This window comes from Suilimivivens aceti, assembly GCF_025567405.1.
GTDB lineage: Bacteria > Bacillota > Clostridia > Lachnospirales > Lachnospiraceae > Suilimivivens > Suilimivivens aceti.
This window is the reverse complement of sequence record NZ_JAOQKJ010000008.1, coordinates 56,281-77,126: the sequence shown is the minus strand read 5'-3', so window position 1 is coordinate 77,126 and position 20,846 is coordinate 56,281. Positions and strand designations below refer to the sequence as shown.

At 45.3% G+C, this 20,846-nt stretch carries 20 protein-coding genes, 1 tRNA gene and 2 pseudogenes; 16 read left to right on the top strand and 7 right to left on the bottom strand.

Annotated features, from left to right (window positions below):
- The first annotated feature begins 35 nt into the window (after nt 1-35).
- Complete coding sequence (argS, locus tag OCV77_RS10760) at nt 36-1,802, top strand: arginine--tRNA ligase (RefSeq protein WP_262575194.1); 1,767 nt, start codon at nt 36-38, stop codon at nt 1,800-1,802.
- Between the two features lie 255 nt (nt 1,803-2,057).
- A tRNA-Gly gene (locus tag OCV77_RS10755) sits at nt 2,058-2,128 on the top strand.
- Nucleotides 2,129-2,210: 82 nt separating this feature from the next.
- Here the strand turns inward: OCV77_RS10755 and OCV77_RS16830 are convergent.
- The 4 genes and pseudogenes from OCV77_RS16830 to OCV77_RS10740 form a co-directional block, all read right to left on the bottom strand.
- Complete coding sequence (locus tag OCV77_RS16830; RefSeq protein ID WP_416910531.1) at nt 2,211-2,531, bottom strand: tyrosine-type recombinase/integrase; 321 nt, start codon at nt 2,529-2,531, stop codon at nt 2,211-2,213.
- Nucleotides 2,532-2,565: 34 nt separating this feature from the next.
- Entirely contained in the window at nt 2,566-2,835 is a 270-nt protein-coding gene (locus OCV77_RS10750) for a hypothetical protein (RefSeq protein WP_262575085.1), read from the bottom strand.
- Between the two features lie 135 nt (nt 2,836-2,970).
- Nucleotides 2,971-3,230, bottom strand: a pseudogene (locus tag OCV77_RS16680) (Txe/YoeB family addiction module toxin).
- Nucleotides 3,227-3,478 carry a type II toxin-antitoxin system Phd/YefM family antitoxin gene (locus tag OCV77_RS10740; RefSeq protein WP_262575084.1) on the bottom strand — a complete coding sequence of 84 codons (252 nt, stop codon included), beginning with the start codon at nt 3,476-3,478 and terminating at the stop codon, nt 3,227-3,229. Before OCV77_RS10740 ends, OCV77_RS16680 begins: the two are co-directional and overlap by 4 nt.
- Before the next feature lie 67 nt (nt 3,479-3,545).
- Here OCV77_RS10740 and OCV77_RS10735 point away from each other — a divergent pair, with 67 nt between their 5' ends.
- Together OCV77_RS10735 and OCV77_RS10730 are read left to right on the top strand one after the other, a co-directional pair.
- Entirely contained in the window at nt 3,546-3,899 is a 354-nt protein-coding gene (locus OCV77_RS10735; RefSeq protein ID WP_262575083.1) for a hypothetical protein, read from the top strand.
- Nucleotides 3,900-4,021: 122 nt separating this feature from the next.
- Nucleotides 4,022-4,192 (top strand): hypothetical protein, encoded by a 171-nt coding sequence (locus OCV77_RS10730; protein WP_262575082.1) that lies wholly within the window; start codon nt 4,022-4,024, stop codon nt 4,190-4,192.
- 64 nt (nt 4,193-4,256) lie between these two features.
- Here OCV77_RS10730 and OCV77_RS10725 read toward each other — a convergent pair whose 3' ends face one another.
- Nucleotides 4,257-5,669: an ATP-binding protein gene (locus tag OCV77_RS10725; protein WP_262575081.1), complete on the bottom strand. Its 1,413-nt coding sequence runs from the start codon at nt 5,667-5,669 to the stop codon at nt 4,257-4,259.
- Nucleotides 5,670-5,783: 114 nt separating this feature from the next.
- On the opposite strand from OCV77_RS10725, the pseudogene OCV77_RS10720 reads away from it, so the two are divergent.
- Nucleotides 5,784-6,149 (top strand): annotated as a pseudogene (locus OCV77_RS10720) (relaxase/mobilization nuclease domain-containing protein); the annotation flags it as partial.
- Here the strand turns inward: OCV77_RS10720 and OCV77_RS10715 are convergent.
- Nucleotides 6,094-6,711: a tyrosine-type recombinase/integrase gene (locus OCV77_RS10715; RefSeq protein WP_262575080.1), complete on the bottom strand. Its 618-nt coding sequence runs from the start codon at nt 6,709-6,711 to the stop codon at nt 6,094-6,096. The pseudogene OCV77_RS10720 and the gene OCV77_RS10715 overlap by 56 nt on opposite strands.
- 669 nt (nt 6,712-7,380) lie before the next feature.
- Here OCV77_RS10715 and OCV77_RS10710 point away from each other — a divergent pair.
- From OCV77_RS10710 to OCV77_RS10680, 7 genes are all read left to right on the top strand, one after another.
- Nucleotides 7,381-8,928, top strand: a complete 1,548-nt coding sequence (locus OCV77_RS10710) for a GH25 family lysozyme (RefSeq protein WP_262575079.1) — start codon at nt 7,381-7,383, stop codon at nt 8,926-8,928.
- Nucleotides 8,929-8,960: 32 nt separating this feature from the next.
- Complete coding sequence (locus OCV77_RS10705; protein ID WP_118799348.1) at nt 8,961-10,271, top strand: alpha-amylase family glycosyl hydrolase; 1,311 nt, start codon at nt 8,961-8,963, stop codon at nt 10,269-10,271.
- A gap of 66 nt (nt 10,272-10,337) precedes the next feature.
- Nucleotides 10,338-11,132, top strand: coding sequence for an inositol monophosphatase family protein (locus OCV77_RS10700; protein ID WP_262575078.1), 795 nt, complete (start codon nt 10,338-10,340; stop codon nt 11,130-11,132).
- Between the two features lie 22 nt (nt 11,133-11,154).
- Nucleotides 11,155-12,474: a putative ABC transporter permease gene (locus OCV77_RS10695; RefSeq protein WP_262575077.1), complete on the top strand. Its 1,320-nt coding sequence runs from the start codon at nt 11,155-11,157 to the stop codon at nt 12,472-12,474.
- Nucleotides 12,475-12,834: 360 nt separating this feature from the next.
- On the top strand, nt 12,835-13,155 hold the full coding sequence (locus OCV77_RS10690) for a PadR family transcriptional regulator (protein ID WP_262575076.1): 321 nt from the start codon (nt 12,835-12,837) through the stop codon (nt 13,153-13,155).
- Nucleotides 13,155-13,943, top strand: coding sequence for a DUF1700 domain-containing protein (locus OCV77_RS10685; protein WP_262575075.1), 789 nt, complete (start codon nt 13,155-13,157; stop codon nt 13,941-13,943). The genes OCV77_RS10690 and OCV77_RS10685 overlap by 1 nt, the downstream gene beginning before the upstream one ends.
- Entirely contained in the window at nt 13,940-14,857 is a 918-nt protein-coding gene (locus tag OCV77_RS10680; RefSeq protein ID WP_262575074.1) for a DUF4097 domain-containing protein, read from the top strand. Before OCV77_RS10685 ends, OCV77_RS10680 begins: the two co-directional genes overlap by 4 nt.
- A gap of 21 nt (nt 14,858-14,878) precedes the next feature.
- Here OCV77_RS10680 and OCV77_RS10675 read toward each other — a convergent pair whose 3' ends face one another.
- Nucleotides 14,879-15,475: an ECF transporter S component gene (locus OCV77_RS10675; protein WP_118799353.1), complete on the bottom strand. Its 597-nt coding sequence runs from the start codon at nt 15,473-15,475 to the stop codon at nt 14,879-14,881.
- A 136-nt stretch (nt 15,476-15,611) separates the two neighbouring features.
- Here OCV77_RS10675 and OCV77_RS10670 point away from each other — a divergent pair, with 136 nt between their 5' ends.
- The 4 genes from OCV77_RS10670 (at nt 15,612) to OCV77_RS10655 (ending at nt 20,777) form a co-directional block, all read left to right on the top strand.
- Entirely contained in the window at nt 15,612-16,334 is a 723-nt protein-coding gene (locus OCV77_RS10670) for a conjugal transfer protein TraX (protein ID WP_262575073.1), read from the top strand.
- A 149-nt stretch (nt 16,335-16,483) separates the two neighbouring features.
- Nucleotides 16,484-16,936 (top strand): MarR family winged helix-turn-helix transcriptional regulator, encoded by a 453-nt coding sequence (locus tag OCV77_RS10665; RefSeq protein WP_262575072.1) that lies wholly within the window; start codon nt 16,484-16,486, stop codon nt 16,934-16,936.
- Nucleotides 16,937-17,049: 113 nt separating this feature from the next.
- Nucleotides 17,050-18,783 (top strand): ABC transporter ATP-binding protein, encoded by a 1,734-nt coding sequence (locus OCV77_RS10660; RefSeq protein ID WP_262575071.1) that lies wholly within the window; start codon nt 17,050-17,052, stop codon nt 18,781-18,783.
- On the top strand, nt 18,780-20,777 hold the full coding sequence (locus OCV77_RS10655; protein ID WP_331488851.1) for an ABC transporter ATP-binding protein: 1,998 nt from the start codon (nt 18,780-18,782) through the stop codon (nt 20,775-20,777). The genes OCV77_RS10660 and OCV77_RS10655 overlap by 4 nt, the downstream gene beginning before the upstream one ends.
- Nucleotides 20,778-20,846 lie beyond the last annotated feature (69 nt).

Sequence of the window (20,846 nt, the reverse complement as noted above, 5' to 3'; positions counted from 1 at the left end):
AAATGCGGACGGGAGAAAGGCATGGGATTAAGATAATGAAGAAATTTCTGGATCTGATATCGGAGGAGATCATGCAGGCATTTGAGGATGCCGGCTATGACAGAGAGCTTGGAAGGGTAACTCTTTCAAACCGCCCCGATCTTTGTGAATATCAGTGTAATGGAGCAATGGCAGGTGCCAAGAAGTATAAGAAGGCACCGATCATGATCGCCGGGGATGTGGCAGCGAAAGCGGAAGACAGTAAGCTGCTTGCAGAGGTGGCGGCCGTAGCTCCCGGGTTTTTAAATATCAAGGTGAAGGAATCCGCTGTTAGTGATTATCTGAAGAAAATGGCAGAAAGTGAAAGGTTTGGCCTGGAGCCCCCGGCAAAGAAGGAAAAGATCGTAATGGATTATGGCGGACCTAATGTTGCGAAGCCGCTTCATGTTGGACATCTTCGTTCAGCTGTCATCGGAGAAAGTATCAAGAGAATTGCCAGATATGCCGGTCACGAGGTGATCAGTGATATCCATCTTGGTGACTGGGGCCTTCAGATGGGGCTGATCATTACAGAACTGAAGGAACGGAAACCGGAGCTTGTTTATTTTGATGAAAATTATACGGGAGAATATCCCGAAGAAGCACCTTTTACAATTTCAGAGCTGGAGGAGATCTATCCGACAGCAAGTGGTAAATCCAAAGAGGATCCGGCCTACAAGGAAAAGGCCATGGAGGCAACCTACAGGCTGCAGAATGGAGTGAGAGGATACAGGGCACTCTGGGAGCATATCATAAAAGTGTCTGTCACTGACCTTAAGAGAAATTATCAGAACCTGAATGTGGAATTTGATCTCTGGAAAGGTGAATCTGATGTCCATACCGTGATTCCGGGTATGGTGGAATACATGAAAAAAGAAGGCTATGCACATATGAGCGAGGGTGCGCTTGTCGTGGATGTCAAAGAAGACACCGATACCAAAGAGATCCCGCCCTGTATGATCCTGAAATCAGATGGTGCATCTCTTTATAATACGACAGACCTTGCTACCATTATGGAAAGAATGGAAAAGCTCCATCCGGATGAGATCATTTATGTGGTAGACAAAAGACAGGATCTTTATTTTGAACAGGTATTCCGCTGCGCAAGAAAGACAAAGCTGGTAGATAAGGATACGAAGCTGAAGTTCCTTGGTTTTGGAACTATGAATGGCAAGGATGGCAAGCCCTTTAAGACAAGAGAGGGTGGTGTCATGCGTCTGGAAACACTGATCTCTGAGATTAATGAAGAGATGTACAGGAAGATCACAGACAACAGGGAAGTGCCGGAGGCAGAGGCGAGGGAAACAGCGAAGGTAGTAGCTCTTTCAGCGATCAAGTATGGTGATCTTTCCAATCAGGCTTCCAAGGATTATATCTTTGATATTGACAAGTTTACCTCCTTCGAGGGAGACACAGGTCCCTACATCCTTTATACGATCGTCAGGATCAAATCTATTCTGAATAAGTATAAGGAGCAGGGCGAGAGACTGGAAAATGCGGTTCTGCAGGAGGCAGTCAGCGAATCAGAGAAGGCGCTGATGCTGCAGATCACAAGGTTTAGCGCGATGATGGAAAATGCCTTTGAGGAGACAGCACCTCATAAGGTGTGTGCTTATATCTATGAGCTGGCCAATGATTTCAACAGATTTTATCATGAAACAAAGATCCTCTCAGAAGAGGATGAAAAAAAGAAGGCAGGCTTTATCGCACTCCTTGTTCTGACAAGAGATATTCTGGAAACCTGTATCGATGTACTTGGCTTCTCAGCACCGGAGAGAATGTAGGTGACATCTGAGGGAGGAAACAGAAGGTACATTCCATGTATAAGTCAGTTACAGATAAATTTTCCGCACGGAAGACTTTTATAGTCTTCCGTTGCAGGGAGAGAAGAACCATTCCAGAATGAGAAAATTTGAAATGAGGAATTTGCAGCTTGCCGGTTTACAGAAAAAGGAGATAATGCTATAATATAGCAAGTGCAGGAGAAGTCAGACGATTGTGAAGCACTGGTATATGAGTTTTTAAATATTTTATATTCCGCAGATATAGTTCATCGGTAGAACACCAGCTTCCCAAGCTGGGGAGGCGGGTTCGATTCCCGTTATCTGCTCTTCCTTTTTAGATGCGGAAGCCTGTAAAATCAAGGCTTCCGCTATTTCTTTTAATAATCCCCAAGGGGTACACCCCTTGAATCAGTTAAAAATCTCGTTGATTTTCATTGTCGTAATAAGTCCGAGTCTGGAAGGACGTTTATAATGATCTGTTGTGCTTGGACAGGCGCGACCAGCAGTGTACTGAATTCCTGCCTGATCAACTCCTGCTTCGTACATTTTCGTTACAGCCCAGAATCTCATTTTGTGTGGAGTTCTATAGGTAATATCAGCTTCGCCACAGAACTTATGCAAATGCCTGTAAACGGGACTTTCTGAAACAGGATTTAAACCATTGGTAAAGCTGAAAACAAAGGAATCTTCATTGGCATTCGTTTGTAATTCGTATTCCCTACGAAACAAATCTTCGGCTGTTTTTGAAAGAGGAATGTAACGATTACACTTTTTCCTTTTCTCCCTTTGTATGATTTTCAAAGTCTACATCAAACCACTTTATGGATCGTACTTCACCAAGACGGAGTGGCATGCAGAATAAAATCACGAACATTCTTGCAATCACGTCCTCTGGATGGTTCAAAACCACTTTCAAAAGTTTTTTACGTTCCTCATCCGAGTAAATTTCTTCATAATTATCCTCATCACGGAGATTTAGATCCTTTAAGTTTACCTGTCTAGAAACATTGTTGCTGATTTCATGAGTTGTCATGGAACTGCTCTCATGAAGTACATGAAAGCTGCAAAGCAGATGGGGTAGATCTGGATAGAAAGATTAACTGTTCGTAGCGGATGCTATCGAGAACTATGGAGAAAAAGAAAGAGGGCTCAGTGCGAGCCCTCTTTATCAATCCTCATAGTGTCCACGGCAGGAAATAATCCACAAAAATCCATTTTCATCAATGTTGTAGACGAGTCTGTTTACATCATCAATTCTTCGGCTCCACGCTTTTCTGTGACGAAGCGGTTCCGGTTTACCGATTCCTGCACTAAGGCCATCCCGTTCAATGGATTTAACGAGATCATTGATTCGTTTTAATGTTTTTTGTCTTGCGTCTGCCAGTATAGGTAGTCATCCCAAGCTCGGTCGGCCCAAAGTTTTTTCATTCGTCTACCTCAATAAGCTCATGTTCCTGACCTTTACCGGCCTCCAGCTGTGCAATACTGCGGTCAATCATTGCAAGATATTCATTGTTTCTTGCAGCTTTTTCCAGTCTGTTATATTCATCTAGGCTCATTAAAACGATATTCTTTTCATTTTTTCGAGTAACGATAATAGTTTCGTGTTGGTCGGAAGCCTTGTCGCAGTAATCTTTAAGGTTATTTCTGATCGTAGAGTAGTTTACGGCAACCATGTGTTACTCCTTTCTTGCTGAACAATATGCTGTACAAGTTCTTGTACAATTATAATACTATATTATTATGCCACTGTCAACCGATGTGATTCATGAATCGTATAAAAATCATGGAATAAGAGGTGCATCCCTTATAAAAGAAATTAAACATAGAGGTTATAAACAGGGTTGGGTAAAAGAAAAGCTGGATTCTGAAAAAACAAAGGAGGGAATTGTAGCACTAAATAGAGAAAACGTTAAAGTAAAAATGCAGGAAGAAAAATGCCGGAAGAACATACCGATGACAAAGAGTTGTTATAAGGAGTTTGATGAGTTTTTAAAGGGTAAGAAGAATGCATATATTTATTCCACAGCAGCTTTGCATTTGTTTGTGAAGATGTACAAGGAAAATCGGGTGGATATCGAAATTGATCCCTGTTAAGAAAGGATCTGATTTTATGGCTGGTGTGTTGTTTCAAAAAATGGAATTATCCGCTTTTTGAATGAGAGAGAAGCGGATGCCCTGTGCAAACGGTATCTGGAGCATTGGAGGGAGGAACTGGAATGAAGATTTTGAAATGCTTGCTGATGATTGTAACTGCACCGGTCATTTTGGTGTTGACGCTTTTTGTCCGGCTCTGCATGGGACTGCCGCTGGCTGCGATCTGGCTGCTGGGCAAGGTGCAGAGTTTGAAATTTGCGATCCATGATTGGGTGTATGGGCAAATGATGTGAATATAATTTGGAATGAAAAGAAGCAGGACAATGGGAGATGAGACCCAATGCCCTGCTTCTCTGTTTATTCGGAACGAACTGTAATATATTTTTGATTGCGACTTTTAGGTTTATCGGGAATAGTCATTTCTAATTGCCCGGATTCTAAAAGCGGATTGATATGCTTCAAAGTGAAGTTTCTTAAATCTTTGAAGCCGCAAAATACTGCAAGCTCTTTCTTGGATTTTGGTGTTGTGCAAAAAGCCAAAATCTGTTTGGACATCGTTGATAGTTCAATATCTTGGTGGGTAACTTGGTGGATAACTTGGTGGGTATCACCCTCTAAGTTGTAGTTTACATTTTTCAAAATAACTCTGAAATCTGTCGCTGTTGAGGAAAATTCGGGCTTATATGCCTCTGTGTATCCAGGCAGCTTTTCAGTTTCACTGACGATTTTGCGTAGGCCGCTTCCACGGCGTTCCATGTACTTCATGCGGTGGAACAGGTCAGCAATCACAGGGTTTCGTCGCATCGAAAGAATACTGTAAATATCGTATTCCTGAATTGAGCCGCCGCCAAACATACCGCCAGGAGATGTGATTTCCACCCGATCATCAAACATATCAATATGGATTTCGCTGCCAAGCACAATATAATCACGATGGATAAGCGCATTGACAAGAGCCTCTGTCACAGCTCGTTCAGCATAATCCGGCTTGTCTACACGATACTGTGCCTTTTTGACAAAACGGACTTTAGAATTATTGCGAATAAATTCACTGCCGCTGTTCAGTAAATAAATCAAATTTCCCTCGTATTCTTTATCGTCCAGCGCATCATCAAAGATAGAGCCTTTTTCCAAGCCATTCCACCGGGTACAGAACATACGGGAGTTATAAACCGTGTGCTGATCGGTCATGAGTTTACCGGCATTGGTCAGGAGTCCATTTTTATCAGTCAAACCAAAGGAAACATAATCGGATGGCTCAAAGCGGAGACCGGTCCGTTCCAGATAGGTTGCTTCTAGAAGTGTAAAGCTGTAATCCTTTTTTACCGCGTCTGTTGTTAGGGTATCAAAGGACTGATTGGTTCCCTTTAAGATCAATTCATTCACAATGTAATCAGGGGCAATTACGCTTTCATTTCCAACACGGATATATGCTTCCATCACGCCGTCTGCCTTGTAATAATATGGGGTGCTGCGGCCGGGAGAAACCTCCAGAGCTAATAGATTTTTACCATCTTCCTGTAATGGTTTTAAGATAAACTGAGGTAATGGTGTGATTCGTTCTTTGATTAAGCGGCTGATCGCCTCAGCATCCTTTTGAACATCGGACAAGCCAATAGGTTTCCGGTCATCAGAGATTCCGAAAAACAGAGTTCCGCCGATTCCATTAGAAAAGGAACTGACACTTTTTAACCAGCTTTTGGGTTTCTTTATTTCAAGTGCAACTTTGAAATCACATTCGGTTGCTTCAGCAATTAGCTGTTCTATCATAAAATCCTTCCTTTGAGGTATTGGTAGTTTCTTTATATTATACCCATAAGGAGAGTTTATTTCAACGATAGGCACAAAGAGTTCAGAGAAAATATTTTGAGAGGAGAGCTTTTTATGGCAACTACAAGAATCATGCCGCTTCATGTCGGCAAAGGCCGCACAGAGAGTCGGGCGATCAGTGACGTCATCGACTATGTAGCAAATCCACAGAAAACAGATAACGGCAAGCTCATTACCGGCTATGCGTGTGACAGTCGGACTGCGGATGCAGAGTTCCTTCTGGCAAAGCGGCAGTACATTGCCGCTACCGGACGAGTGCGTGGCGCAGATGATGTGATTGCCTATCATGTGCGCCGGTCCTTCCGCCCCGGTGAGATTACCCCGGAAGAAGCAAACCGGCTGGGCATGGAATTTGCCAAGTGTTTTACCAAAGGAAATCATGCCTTTGTGGTCTGTACTCACATAGACAAGTCGCACATGGATCATCCTTTTCAAAAGTTTGTATAAAGCGGTAAAATTCGTCCTTTGTCCAGAATGAAAGGCTTTTCTGCTTCTTACCAACGGCATTACCGGCAATAACACAGGGATTTACAGACAGGCCATAGAACCGGATCGCAAAATTGAAAATACTGGATAATTCTGTGACAAGGTTTTGCATATATCCGGGAGAAAGGGGCTTTCCAGTCTGCCCTGTTGCTTCCTTCAGATCAGATTGCCACTTCCGTATGTCCTTTGCGTCGATAGAATTAAGTGGCTGCCTGTTGAAGTATGGCAGGATCCAGATATCTATCCGGTTTTTCTTTGTTTCGTAGGTGATCAGCTTACAGTGAGCCTTTTTGTCCGCTAGGTACAGATCAGCAAGGACCCGGAAGGGCATGGAGGGTTGTGCAGACTGCTTGGATAGAAAGTCCTGTTCCCACTCCTTGGCATCTCGCTGCAGCTTGAAGCCCCGCTTCATCTTCTGCTTTTTGGCACCGGTATAGTCGGTGTAGTAAGTTTTTACATAAAAAGTATTTCGTTCTTCGTCCTTAAATACTGGCATTTGTTTTCCCTCTTTCCATGTGCTGGCGGCGGTATGGTAAAAGAGAAAAATAAAATTGCGTATGTTATTATTTCAATTTCCTGTTGCTTAACGGGGGAAGGGTGGTATACTATACTTAACAAGAGAACCGAAAGCTAGATGAAGCCTAGCCGCCGGCAGAGTAAATTGTAATAAATAAGCGCCTTACTTTACCAGAGCGAGGGCGCTTATTTACGTTTTATAAGAGTTACAACAAGAGTTATAACAGCGCAAAGCATAATTACAAACTGGATCAGATCCTGATATGTAACCATTGGCACCAGCTCCTTCCGTATAGCGTCCGACAGCTGACATATTGCCCCTTCGGTTCCCTTGGTAAATATATTATGTTATCAATGTGCGGGGACACCTGCCGGACAGGATGAAAGGACTGTATGGCAGAATCGAAACAGAAGTAAGAACAGGTATGTCCCATGTAGCTAAAATGATTTCCAGAAGCAGGAAAAGTTGATAAATACTTATAAAACATGGCAATAAAGGATTTGTGCATATTGCTATGTAAATTCCAATCCAGAAGGTCAAACAGCTGGTATATTCTGTCGAATGGTGGTAAAATAGATTCATTCCTGAGGAAAGAGCAGATGAGTGATTCAGATAGATTCTGAGTGACAGGGTAGGGAGAAACAGAAAATGAAACGAAACGGAAATATCAGTGAGTCAGGGAAAATGCTGATCCTTGGTATAGGGATTTTGCTGATTCTTGCAATCATAGTGATTGTGCTGGTTGTCCGGATGAAGGATGATGTCAGGAAAAGGGATGCTGTTGTGGAGACACTGCAGCAGGAAATTCCGGAGGACGATGAAGGACAGGCGGAATCCGGCAGTGAAACGGAAGATGGAAGGGAAGCTGCCAGGCAGGAGAATGCGGCAGATAGTGAAACGGAAGATGGCAGTGTGCAGGTAGGGGCACTTGAGGATGAAGAGGATCCGCAGGAGCAGAAAGCGGCTGAAACTGCTGGAGGCATTGCTGTGGCGATAACTAAGGGAGCAGAAAATACGGTACCAAAGTCAGCAGACGAAACCGGTCAGCAGTCCATGGGGATCGATGTATCCAAGCATCAGGGAAATATCGACTGGGCGAAGGTGAAGGCTTCCGGTGTGGAATTTGCCATGGTACGTGTGGGATACCGGGCGAAAAGTACAGGGCAGCTTTATGAAGATCCTACTGCCAGATATAATCTGCAGGAAGCGCAGGCAGCAGGGATCAGGCTTGGGGCATATTTCTTTTCCAGTGCGGTGACGGAGGAGGAAGCCAGAGAAGAAGCCAGGTTTACAACAGACCTGATTGCAAAGTATAAAATTACCTACCCGGTAGCCTATAACTGTGAAGGATTTCAGGATGCAGGAAATAGACAGTATGCGCTGAGTCAGACAGAACGTACAGGTCTTGCCTGTGCATTCCTTGATGAAGTGGCAGCGGCAGGATATACGCCTATGTTCTATGCGTCAAGAAACGAGCTTGCAGGAAATGCAAGCTGGGATACGGATATCCTTGCATCCAGATATAAGATCTGGCTTGCCTGGTATCCAAGTGTTATGACAGAGCAGGCTGACTATTCCGGCAGCTATGCCATGTGGCAGTATACCTGTCAGGGAACGGTAGATGGAATTTCAGGAAAGACAGATATAAATACTGCTTACTTCAGTTATACGAAGGAAGCAGAGGCAAAGGACGATACTCCTGCAGAGAGGGTGACGGTGAATCCTGAGGTAGGGATTAATTTTACAGAGGTCAATGAGACTGTGACAGCCAAGCAGGAAACCAATCTGAGGACAGAGCCGAGCACGGCAAGCGATGACACGATCGTAGGAAAGCTGACCCATGGAGATACAGCGACACGGACCGGTGTTGGACATAATGGCTGGTCGAGGGTGGTCTATCAGGGACAGACCCTGTATGCAGTAACCAGCTATCTGACAACAGATATGGAGGACACCGGGCAGCAGGCACCGCCGCAGGGACCGGTCTATACGCCTGTGGGAGATCAGGTGACAGCCAAGCAGGAAACCAATCTGAGGACAGAACCGAGTACGGCAAGCGATGACACGATAGTGGGTAAGCTGCACAATGGAGAGGCTTTGACGAGGATTGCAACTGGAGACAACGGCTGGTCACAGCTTGAGTATAACGGACAGACGGTATATGCAGTCAGCAGTTATCTGATGCCTGCCGGCTGAGAAAATAGAAAACAGACAAGGAGAGACAGATTATGTGGGCTTATGAAAGTGTATTTTATCAGATTTATCCTTTGGGATTTTGCGGAGCACCATTTGAAAATGACGGAGTGCTGACACACAGGATCAAAAAGGTGGAAGAGTGGATTCCTCATATGAAAAGACTGGGGATCAATGCCATTTATTTTTCACCTGTTTTTGAGTCTGATACGCATGGCTACAATACAAGGGATTATAAGAAAATTGATGTCAGGCTTGGAACTAATGAGGACTTTAAGGAAGTGTGCGACAAGCTGCATGAAAATGGGATCAGGGTTGTGCTGGATGGCGTATTCAATCACGTGGGAAGGGGGTTCTATCAGTTTCAGGACGTTATTAAAAACAGGGAGAATTCTCCTTATCTGAACTGGTTTCACATCAATCTTTCGGGTAATTCAGGTTATAATGACGGACTTTGGTATGAGGGCTGGGAAGGCAATTATGATCTTGTGAAGCTGAACCTGCAGAATAATGAAGTAGTGGAGCACATCCTGGACGCAGTGAAGTACTGGATCGATACCTTTGATATTGACGGACTTCGGCTGGATGTGGCATATTGCCTGGATGAGAACTTTGTCAGAAGGCTGCGCAGCTTTACCGACAGCCAGAAACAGGATTTCTTCCTGCTTGGGGAGATGCTGCATGGAGATTATAACAGACTGATGAATGATGCCATGCTGCATTCTGCTACCAATTATGAATGTTATAAGGGATTGTACTCCAGCTTTAACAGCATGAATATGTTTGAGATCATTCATTCTCTTTTAAGACAGTTCGGTCCGGAAAACTGGACCCTTTATAAGGGAAAACATCTGCTTTCCTTTGTAGATAATCATGATGTGACAAGAGTGGCAAGTATTCTGCAGAATGATAAGCATCTGCCACTGATCTATGCACTCTGCTTTGGTATGCCGGGAATCCCCTGTGTCTATTATGGAAGTGAATGGGGAGAGAAGGCAGACAAGAGTGAAGGGGATCCGGCACTGCGCAGGTGCTTTGATGCCCCGGTATTTAATGAGCTGTCAGAGTGGATCTCCAGGCTGGCAGAGGCAAAGAAGCATTCTGCTGCATTGAATTATGGGGATTTCAGATCTGTGCTGCTGACAAACAGACAGTGTATTTTTGAAAGAAAGACGGATGGAGAAAGAGTACTGGTAGCGATCAATGCAGATGGGGAACCGTTTACGGCGCATTTTGATGCAGGATGCGGTACGGCTGTTGATCTGATCACGGGACAGAACCATGATTTTGGAGGAGGAAGTGAACTGCCTCCGTACAGCGCTTATTTCTGGAAAATGGAGCGCTAGACGGGAGCCGGGATACCGCAAGAGAGGATCAGGGATTCAGAGAAAAGACAGTAATTGGAAGGAAAAATGGGGTCAGGAACAGTGATCAGTGAAGGACTGATGGATCAGATGATCCGTATCATAAAGGAGGGCGGAGAGATTATTCTCTCCGCCCGGCATATCGGAGAGACGGTGACAGCCAAGGAGGGCAAGGGTAATTTTGTCACAGCATATGATAAGAAAGTACAGGCATTTTTGTTTGAAAGACTGGGAGAGCTTTTGCCGGAAGCTGTTTTTGCAGGAGAAGAGGAGGAAAGCCATCCGGATGTCAAAATTGGCTATGCCTTTATCATTGACCCTATTGATGGCACTATGAATTTCATGAAGGGATACCGCAGAAGTGCCATTTCAGTCGGACTTCTTAAGGAGGGGGTGCCCTGTGCCGGAATTGTATATAATCCCTATGCCGGTGAAGTATTCAGTGCCATCAGGGGTAAGGGAGCATTTCTGAACGGAAACAGGATCCATGTAGCAGATGAAGGTCTGTCAGAGCAGCTTGTCCTGTTTGGAACATCCCCATATGATCAGGAGCTTTATGAAAGGACATTCCGGATCTGCTATGCACTGTTTCAAAAATGTCCTGATATCAGACGAAGTGGATCAGCAGCCATTGATCTGTGTGATGTAGCCTGTGGGAGAGCCGGACTTTATTTTGAACTGATGCTCAGTCCCTGGGATTATGCGGCTGGCTGCCTGATCCTGGCGGAGGCAGGAGGAAAAGCTGTCACACAGGAAGGAAAGGAGCTCACCTTTGATCAGAAGAATAGCGTAGTGGCAGGAAGCATACTTACAGTAAAGGAGGCTCTTTCCTGTATGAAGTAATAGGAAGGGCAGAGGAGACAGAATGGAATACACAGTTTATCAGCTTGCTTTTTTCTTTTTTATTTATTCCTTTGCAGGATGGTGTATCGAGGTCTGTTGTGCAGCCATCCAGAAGCGGAAGTTTGTAAACAGGGGATTTGTAAATGGACCTTTGTGTCCGATTTATGGATCAGGTGCAGTGTTATTTGCTATATTTTTGCCAGAGCTTAAAGAGGCTCCTTTTTTCCTGTTTCTGGCCGGTGCAATTCTGGCCTCCATTCTCGAATTTATCACAGGGGCGATGCTTGAAAAGCTGTTCCATAGAAAATGGTGGGACTACTCTGATATTAAGTGGAACTATGAAGGATATGTGTGTCTGCCTTTTTCCCTGATCTGGGGTGGTTGTGCGGTCATTTTAAATATGTTCCTGAATCCACTGCTGGTTAAGCTTCTTGGTATCATGCCAAAGCTTCTGATAGTGATCATTATGATCGCCCTTACGGTGGTTCTTGTGCTTGATACAGTGGGAACCACACTGACGATCCGTGGTCTGCAGAAGAAGCAGGTTCAGCTAGCAGAGTTTACGGAGGGTGTCAGCCATGTATCAAAGCTTCTGGAAAATGCTATTACCAGACGGATACAGAAGCGTATGGACAAGGCATTTCCGATGCTGGAAATACCGAAGATCAAGAGACAGAAGAGAACGAAGGAAAAGGAAACTGTATTTGCTGAGGGATGCAGCTTTTATAAGCTGGCCAGCCTGTTTTTTATCGGTGCATTCCTCGGAGATATTACGGAAACAATTTTTTGCCTGATCACAGCAGGAAAACTGATGAGCAGGAGCAGTGTTGTATATGGTCCCTTCAGTATCGTATGGGGACTTGGCTGTGCGTTTCTGACAGCGATCCTTTACCGGATAAGGAATAAGAACGATTCCTATATATTTATTGCAGGAACACTTCTTGGCGGTGTCTATGAATATATCTGCAGTGTGTTTACGGAGCTTGTATTTGGAACGGTATTTTGGGATTACAGCAAATTTGCCTTTAATCTGGGAGGCAGGATTAATCTGCTCTACTGTTTCTTTTGGGGAATTGCGGCAGTTGTATGGATGAAGCTGCTGTACCCGAGACTTTCTACCTGGATTGAGAAGATTCCCATGAAAGCAGGTAAGATCATCTGTACAGTAATGCTGGTATTTATGATTTTTGACTGCCTGCTGTCAGCAATGGCACTGGCCAGATACACAGAGCGGAACACGACAGGAAAACAGGCACAGAATGAAGTCGAGAGCTTTCTGGATGAGCATTTCGGAGACGAAAGAATGGAGCGGATCTATCCAAATGCTAAGATAGTGGATTGAAATTTAGGAAAACGGGTTTCCGGAGATCAGGATATGATTTCGGGAACCTGTTTTTTATGTCATAGGAAATTACTCCGTAATGTTCCAATGACATAAAAAACCCTCCGGGCAGGACCGCACTGCGGCGGAAGGGTAGATGTCGCATGGAGCGACCCGCCGCAGGCGGAGAATCCTGCAAGCAGGATTCTTTTTTATATAAGCTGTTGACAAAACAATATTATATATCGTATAGTATGAGATAGAAAATATATTATACAATATATAATATTATAAAAATATATATGATTGCTGCTGCAGGAAACTGAAGTGAGGAAGGGAACGGTAAGCTGCATCAAAGCATGGGGAAAGGAGAGAGGGCATATGGTTTTTAATACAGGAGCAGCGCTTCTGGATGCCATTGTACTGGCTGTTGTTTCAAGATCGGCAGAAGGGGCTTATGGCTATAAGATCACGCAGGAAGTAAGGCAGGTTATTGAATTGTCAGAGTCAACGCTTTATCCGGTACTGCGGAGGCTGCAGAAGGATGAATGTCTGGAGGTTTACGACTTGGAATGCGCAGGACGGAACCGGAGATATTACAAGGTAACCGAAAAGGGAAGAAGTCAGTTAAATCTGTATGAGAGTGAATGGTACCGTTATGCGGCCAGAATTAATAGTATTTTCGAGGGAGGAGTAAAGTAATGGGCAGATGGGAGTTTATGAGAAAACTGGAGGAGCTGCTTTCCGATATATCACCCAGTGAAAGGGAAGAAGCCCTTCAGTATTATAATGATTATTTTAATGATGCAGGCAGGGAAAATGAGAAGGAAGTGATCCAGGCGCTTGGCTCTCCGGAGGAGGTAGCGGAGATCGTCAGGTCAGGACTTATGGATGACCCGGATAAGGGAGAATTTACCGAAAACGGATTTGCCAGCCAGCAGAAGGCAGTACGACAGAATGAGATCATTCAGTCAGAGAAGGTGGAAGGCAGCCGTAAAGCAGGGCGGGAAGAGGAACAGGGAACCTGCAGGGGGAGTCAGAATAGAGCGGCTCAAAATACAGGCAGCTTTGCAGAAGGAGAAACAGAAGGCGGAAAAGAAAAGGATGGGTTTCCGACCTGGGCGATCGTGCTGATCGTGATTGCCTGTGTTGTTTTATCACCGGCTATTTTTGGAATCGGCGGTGGGGCATTAGGTGTACTGGTTGGTATTATTGCAGGGATCTTTGGTATTGTGATCGGTATCGCGGCAGCCATGGTGGCTTTATATGCAGCAGCTGCTGGTCTTGTAGTGTTTGGAATTGTTGCCCTTTTTGAAACACCACTGATTGGAATTGGGCTGATCGGCGGCGGACTTCTGTGTGCCGGACTTGGTGTATTGTTTATGATCCTTACTGTGCTGATCTTCCGGGAAGGCATTCCGGCACTTATCAGAGGATGCAGGGCATTGTGGAAAAAGATAACAGGAAAGAAGGAGGAGTGCAGGGCATGAGAAAGTTTTATAAAGGGAGTCTTATCACGGCAGCCTGTCTGATCGGGACGGGGCTTATCCTTACTGCGGCCGGAGGTGCTGCCGGTATTCACGAAGCATATGGGATATTGAAGAATGAAGCTGTAGATTTGGAAATCATTGATCACTGGGATATGACAGATGATATGGGTGAGACCGGAAATACAACAGGAGATGAAAATATGCTGAATAATACAGAGGTCTTTATCGCAGAGAATGTGGATCAGCTGGCGGTTGATGTGGGAGCCTGCAGGCTTGTTGTGAGGGAAGAGCAAATGGAGCAGGAACAGATCCGGGTTTCCTATACGGGAAATGCAAGGATCAAATGTGAGATGGATGGAGATGAGCTGACAGTAAAGGGGTATCAGAGAAAATTCTGGCTCATTTCTGGAAATAGAAGAGCTCCGGAGATTGTGATCACCATACCGGAGGGAAGAAAGTTTTCTGAAGTGGATCTGAAGACAGGAGTAGGGCAGGCTGAGATCTATGACCTTAAGGCAGATGAGATCAGTATAGAAGCAGGAGCAGGGGAAGTCATTATGAGCCAGGTGGCAGCAAAGGAAATAAGTATGAAAGCCGGCGCTGGCTCTCTGGAAGCAGAAAAGATGGACGTGAAGGATATAGAGGTCTCTGTAGGGGTTGGAAGCTTCAGCTATGAAGGAAAAGCGCCGGAAGAACTGGAAGCAGACTGTGCTATAGGAGAGATTGTCATGAAGCTTTCCGGAAAAGAAAGTGATCACAGCTACAGTGTCCGCTGTGCAGCAGGAGAGGTAAAGATCGGAGACCATACCAGCTCCATGCTGGCAATAGAAAGGTATATTGATAATGGTACCGGCAGTGAATATTCTGTAGACTGCAGTATGGGCAGCATCAGCATAACCTTTGCAGGAGAATAATCAGAGCCGGCATATGGATGATCAGTCGTTCTTCTCCTTGGAAAGGGTGAAGAACAGCCCGGCCTTCTTGAGGGCAGGACGGAGCGCCATATAAATCAGTACAGATACGATCGTGGAAGTAACGGCATTGATGGAGGTAGCAGTTACATTCCAGGCAAGAGTCAGCTCGGCAGCAGGCTTTCCAAGGATCAGAAGCTTATAGAAGTAACCGATCAGGGGATCAAAGATTACATTGAAAAGAAGTCCGGCAACGGAAGCTAAAATGGTCCACTTCAATACCTTCTTCTTATCGGTTTCAATGGAAATCCTGCCGATCTTATGTGCCACAAGACCAGTGATCAGACCGATGCAGAGCTTTAAAAGGAAGGTTTTGGGAGCATATACGATATAAACAGGATCCAGAAGATCACCAATAGTCATACCGATGGCACCGCCAAGTCCGCCATAAAATCCACCGATCAGGAGAGCGCCGAGAACACATACGGCATTGCCGAGATGGATGGAAGTAGCATCACCGCCAGGCAGAGGGATCTTGATCTGCAGAAAAGTGAATACTACATAGGACAGTGCGGCCAAAAGGCCAGTAAACGCAATTTTCAGGGCTGTTTGATTTTTCATAATAGATTCCTCCAGTAAATTGTGATATATATTTCTTATGATGCTCAGTATAATAGAATCTGGTATTTAAAAAAGTGCCAGATAAAAACTTTTTAATAATACCAGTTGCAAGAAAAGGTGGGTTATTACAGAATAAATGGAAGAAAATAAACAGAGCAGAGGAAAATCGCTGATAGAGACAGCACAGGGAATGGGACTCAGCGGCAGTACCCTGAAGGTCATAGCTGTGCTGTCCATGATTGTGGATCACTGGTGCTATCTGTTTGCGGAGCAGGGAACAGATATTTATGAAATCGGGCGTATGTGGATCGGACGGGTGGCTTTTCCGATCTTCTGTTTCCTTCTGGTAGAAGGGTTTCAGAAGACAGGGTGCAGGAAGAGGTATGGGCTGAGGCTGCTTTTGTTTGCTTTCCTTTCGGAGATCCCCTTCGATCTGTTCCGTTATGGAAAGGTGTTTTCCATGGAGGGCTGTAATGTTTTTGTTACCCTGTTTCTTGGTTTCCTGTTAATGGCGGTTACCAGGTGCGTGGCGGAGAGTGAAGCGGGTGAAGCTCGGAAGGCTGTTTACAGGCTGCTTGCTCTTTTGCTGGCGGTGGGTGCAGCATATCTGATCCACAGTGACTATAGCTTTTATGGTGTGATCTCCATATATATTCTTTACATGTTCCGATATCAGAGGCGTCAGCAGCTCATGATGGGCGCTCTCTCATTTCTCTATGAGCCAACAGCTCTTGCTGCCTTTGTCCCGATCGCTTTCTATCATGGCAGGCGCGGACTTAAGGTCAAATATTTCTTTTATCTTTTTTATCCCATTCATTTACTGGTGCTGTATCTGGCATCACAGCTGCTGCAAGGATAAGTCAGATGGAAAGGTCAAATATAAACAGATTCTAAAGAATTATAAAAAAAGTGGAATCTGTTTGACATCTGATATTTATCCTGCGTATAATATCAAAAGTTAATTAGTTAAATATTAAATAATTAATTATAAGAAGGGAGGTATGTAACGTGAAAGACGATCGGAGCAGGAGCATATGTCTGCTTCAGACTATCAACAGAAATATGAGACGCTGTGTGGAAAAGAAGGTGGCTGGAACAGGTGTGTTCAGAAGCCAGCATAAGCTGCTTATGACACTTGGAAATCATCAGGACTGTTCCCAGACAGAGCTGGCAGAAAAGCTGGAAATCTCACCGGCGGCCGTTGCAGTATCCCTGAAGAAGCTGGAAAAGACCGGTTATATCAGCAGGCAGTGCGACAGCAGGGATAACCGTGTGAACCAGATTGTGATCACTGAAAAAGGGCAGGATATGATCCGCAGAAGTGTGGAATATTTCCGGGAGATTGATGAAAATATGCTGAAGGGTTTTTCGGAACAGGAAATTCAGGAACTGAACGGACTGCTGACAAGGATGCAGCAGAACGGAGAAGCCTATTATCAGAGTCTGGATCATGGTGAATGAGAGAAGAGGCAGCAGGGAACGGAACTGGCGGTGAGCACCCAAATGACAGCAACGCATGGTTCAGATGTGCACCTGCAGGAGCTTCAGGATAAGAAAAAAGAGGAGATGGAAGAATGAAAAGATACTGGAAGTATATAAAGCCGTATTTACCGGCATTTATATGCGGACCTCTGCTGATGATCGTGGAAGTCATCGGAGAGGTGCTTTTGCCGAAGTTTATGGCAAATATCATTAATATCGGAGCAGCAAACCAGGATGTACCCTATATCATCACTATGGGGATTGTCATGGTAGTGACTGCTCTTCTGATGATGGCAGGAGGAATCGGCGGTGCTTACTTTGCGGCCAAGGCGGCGATCAGCTTTGCAGCAGATATCAGGAAGGATACCTTTGAGAAGGTACAGAAATTTTCCTTCGCCAATCTGGATCAGTACAATACCGGTTCACTGGTAACCAGACTGACCAACGATGTAACCCAGGTACAGAACCTGATCAATATGGCGCTCCGTATGATGCTCCGGGCGCCTGGTATGCTGATCGGGGCGCTGATCATGGCATTTATGATGAACAGAGAGCTGGCAGCAGTGATCCTTGTAGTGATCCCGATCCTTGTGATCCTGATCGGAATTGTGATCAAAACAGCATTTCCCAGATTTACCATCATGCAGAAAAAGCTGGATACGCTGAATTCCACGATCCAGGAGATGCTGACAAATGTCCGTGTGATCAAGTCCTTTGTCAGGGGAGATTATGAGGAGGAGAAGTTTTCAAGGGCCAATGAGGATCTGAAGAAATCCAGCTTAAGTGCCTTTAATGTAGTGATCCTGAATATGCCGATCATGATGCTGATGATGAACCTGACGACTCTTGGTGTGGTATGGTTTGGCGGAAAGCAGATCCTTGTCGGCAGGATGCCGGTCGGTGACCTGACAGCCTTTACTACTTATATTGTACAGATATTGATGTCCCTGATGATGCTTGCCATAGTGCTTCTGCAGAGCTCAAGGGCAATGGCATCCCTGCACAGGATCACAGAGGTGCTGGATGCCAGGATTGATCTGACAGATGAAAACAGCGCTCAGAAGGATAAGAGGGTAGAGAATGGAACTGTAGAGTTTAAGGATGTTTCCTTCCGTTATTATAAAGAAAACAAGGAGCCTGTCCTTTCCCATATCAATTTCAAAATAGACAGTGGGAAGATCCTTGGCATCATTGGCTCTACGGGAAGCGGCAAGACCACACTGGTACAGATGATCCCAAGGCTTTATGATCCGGATGAAGGAGAAGTTCTGGTTGACGGGGTCAATGTCAAAGAGTACTCGCTGGAGCATTTGAGAGAGGGCGTTGGAATGGTACTGCAGAAGAATGTCCTTTTCTCAGGAACGATCCGTGAAAATCTCATGTGGGGAGATGAAAATGCTTCTGAGGAAGAGGTGGAAAAGGCGGCAGCAGCTGCGCAGGCAGGCTTTGTCAGAGACTTTACAGAAGGCTATGAAACAGAGCTTGGACAGGGCGGTGTCAATGTATCCGGCGGTCAGAAGCAGAGACTCTGTATCGCAAGAGCACTTCTTAAGAAGCCGAAGATCCTGATCCTGGATGATTCTACCAGTGCGGTAGATACGGCAACAGAAGCAAAGATCAGAGAAAGCTTCTCCGGACTTTTAAAGGAAACAACAAAGATCATTATCGCACAGAGGATCACTTCTGTCATGGAAGCGGATGAGATCCTTGTGCTGGATGAAGGTGAGATCGTGGGAAAGGGTACGCATGAGGAGCTGCTTAAGACCTGCGAGGCTTACCAGGAGATTTATTATTCACAGATGGATAAGGAGGCGAGCGGACAGTGAGAGAAGAAAAGCTTGAATATCTGAAGAAAAAATATGAAAGCCGCTTAAATCCGAAGAATGACGAAACGCCGGGCGGTATGCCAGGGGGCGTACCCGGCGGACGGAGAGATGGACGGAATGGAGCCAGACAGGGAATGGGCGGAAAGCCAAAGAACCTGAAAAAGACAATAGGAAGGCTGCTTTCCTACATTGCCCATGAAAAGGGAAAGCTGTTTCTTGTATTTTTCTGTGTGATCGCAGGAACAGCAGCAAACCTGGCAGGCTCCTATATGCTCCGCCCTATCATCAATGGACTGACGTCTGAGAACGGAAGCGTGGCATTTCTGCTAAAGGGTGTCCTTGTGATGCTTATGATATATCTGGTCGGAACACTGGCGCAATATATGCAGCAGAAGATCATGATCGGTATTTCCCAGAATGCGATCCAGAAACTGCGTAATGAGCTGTTCCAAAAGATGCAGAAGCTGCCGGTCAGATATTACGATACCAATAACCACGGCGATCTGATGAGCCGTTTCACCAATGATGTGGATGCAGTAGGGGAAATGCTGAATAATACTGTAGTACAGATGATCTCCGGTCTGATCAGTATCATCGGAACCTTCAGCCTGATGCTGTATACCAATGTATGGCTGACACTGATCACAGTTGTGATGATCCCTCTGATGCTGCAGGCAGTAAAGAAGATCGGAAGCATGAGCCGGAAGTATTACCGTGCACAGCAGGCTGCACTTGGTACCCTGAACGGTTATATTGAAGAGACTGTAACCGGACAGAAGGTTGTCAAGGTATTCTGCCACGAGGAAGAGGCAAAGGAGGAGTTCGATTACCTGAACACTGATCTTCGTGGAAAACAGATCAAAGCACAGTTTTTTGGTGGTATCATGGGACCTGTGATGGGAAATATGGGACAGGTGAGCTACTCCCTGACAGCGTGTATCGGTGGTATCCTCTGTGTACTGCGTGGCTTTGATATCGGTGGACTGACTGTGTTTGTAAACTATTCCAGACAGTTCTCAAGACCGCTGAATGAGATCGCTATGCAGGTCAACACGATCTTTTCCGCACTGGCAGGCGCAGAGAGAGTTTTTGCAGTAATGGATGAAGCACCGGAAGCAGAAGATGCGGCGGATGCCATTGCCATCAGAGAAGAGGAAGAAGGCTTCTGCTATGTGATCCCGAAGACGAATGCAGCAGCAAAGGATCAGAGGATCATGACAGATATTCTGCGCGAGGATGCAGAGTATTATTATAAGAAGGTAAACGGTGCCGTTACCCTGGAAGATGTAACCTTTGGCTACAATCCGGACAAAACGATCTTAAAGCATGTGTCCCTGTATGCAAAGCCGGGACAGAAGATTGCCTTTGTAGGATCTACAGGGGCAGGAAAAACGACGATTACCAATCTGATCAACCGCTTCTATGATATTAACGAAGGCAGTATCACTGTTGATGGCATTCCGGTAACAGCGATCAGGAGAGATGACCTGAGAAGAAGTATCGCCATGGTGCTGCAGGATACACACCTCTTTACCGGAACAGTGAGAGAAAATATCCGTTATGGACGGCTTGATGCCACAGATGAAGAGGTAGAGCAGGCTGCGAAGACGGCCAGTGCCCATTCCTTTATCATGCGCCTGGAAAATGGATATGATACCTTGCTGGAAGGAGATGGCGCAAACCTAAGTCAGGGACAGAGACAGCTTATCAATATTGCAAGAGCTGCCATTTCCAAAGCACCGATCCTGATCCTGGATGAGGCAACCAGCTCTGTTGATACCAGAACTGAGAAGCATATTGAAAAGGGAATGGACAGACTGATGGCACAGAGAACCACCCTTGTGATCGCACACAGACTTTCTACCGTAAGAAATGCAAATGCCATCATGGTACTGGAGAATGGCGAGATCATTGAACGTGGTGACCATGAGGATCTGCTTGTACAGAAGGGACGCTATTATGAGCTGTATACGGGTCTGTCTGAGCTGAGCTAAGCATTATATGCAGACAGGCTTTGACAAATATATCCCGTGTGCGGTAAACTGAATTTAATTTATGGACTG

Excerpts from the sequence above, each read along its gene's own strand:
- OCV77_RS10740 (WP_262575084.1), bottom strand. The coding sequence starts at position 3,478 with ATGGTTGCCGTAAACTACTCTACGATCAGAAATAACCTTAAAGATTAC.
- OCV77_RS10670 (WP_262575073.1), top strand. The coding sequence starts at position 15,612 with ATGGAAGAAAATAAACAGAGCAGAGGAAAATCGCTGATAGAGACAGCA.
- OCV77_RS10750 (WP_262575085.1), bottom strand. The coding sequence starts at position 2,835 with ATGACAACTCATGAAATCAGCAACAATGTTTCTAGACAGGTAAACTTA.
- OCV77_RS10690 (WP_262575076.1), top strand. The coding sequence starts at position 12,835 with ATGGTTTTTAATACAGGAGCAGCGCTTCTGGATGCCATTGTACTGGCT.
- OCV77_RS10710 (WP_262575079.1), top strand. The coding sequence starts at position 7,381 with ATGAAACGAAACGGAAATATCAGTGAGTCAGGGAAAATGCTGATCCTT.
- OCV77_RS10680 (WP_262575074.1), top strand. The coding sequence starts at position 13,940 with ATGAGAAAGTTTTATAAAGGGAGTCTTATCACGGCAGCCTGTCTGATC.
- OCV77_RS10700 (WP_262575078.1), top strand. The coding sequence starts at position 10,338 with ATGGGGTCAGGAACAGTGATCAGTGAAGGACTGATGGATCAGATGATC.
- OCV77_RS10725 (WP_262575081.1), bottom strand. The coding sequence starts at position 5,669 with ATGATAGAACAGCTAATTGCTGAAGCAACCGAATGTGATTTCAAAGTT.
- OCV77_RS10705 (WP_118799348.1), top strand. The coding sequence starts at position 8,961 with ATGTGGGCTTATGAAAGTGTATTTTATCAGATTTATCCTTTGGGATTT.
- OCV77_RS10685 (WP_262575075.1), top strand. The coding sequence starts at position 13,155 with ATGGGCAGATGGGAGTTTATGAGAAAACTGGAGGAGCTGCTTTCCGAT.
- argS (WP_262575194.1), top strand. The coding sequence starts at position 36 with ATGAAGAAATTTCTGGATCTGATATCGGAGGAGATCATGCAGGCATTT.
- OCV77_RS10695 (WP_262575077.1), top strand. The coding sequence starts at position 11,155 with ATGGAATACACAGTTTATCAGCTTGCTTTTTTCTTTTTTATTTATTCC.
- OCV77_RS10675 (WP_118799353.1), bottom strand. The coding sequence starts at position 15,475 with ATGAAAAATCAAACAGCCCTGAAAATTGCGTTTACTGGCCTTTTGGCC.
- OCV77_RS10660 (WP_262575071.1), top strand. The coding sequence starts at position 17,050 with ATGAAAAGATACTGGAAGTATATAAAGCCGTATTTACCGGCATTTATA.
- OCV77_RS10715 (WP_262575080.1), bottom strand. The coding sequence starts at position 6,711 with ATGCCAGTATTTAAGGACGAAGAACGAAATACTTTTTATGTAAAAACT.
- OCV77_RS10730 (WP_262575082.1), top strand. The coding sequence starts at position 4,022 with ATGAAGATTTTGAAATGCTTGCTGATGATTGTAACTGCACCGGTCATT.
- OCV77_RS10735 (WP_262575083.1), top strand. The coding sequence starts at position 3,546 with ATGCCACTGTCAACCGATGTGATTCATGAATCGTATAAAAATCATGGA.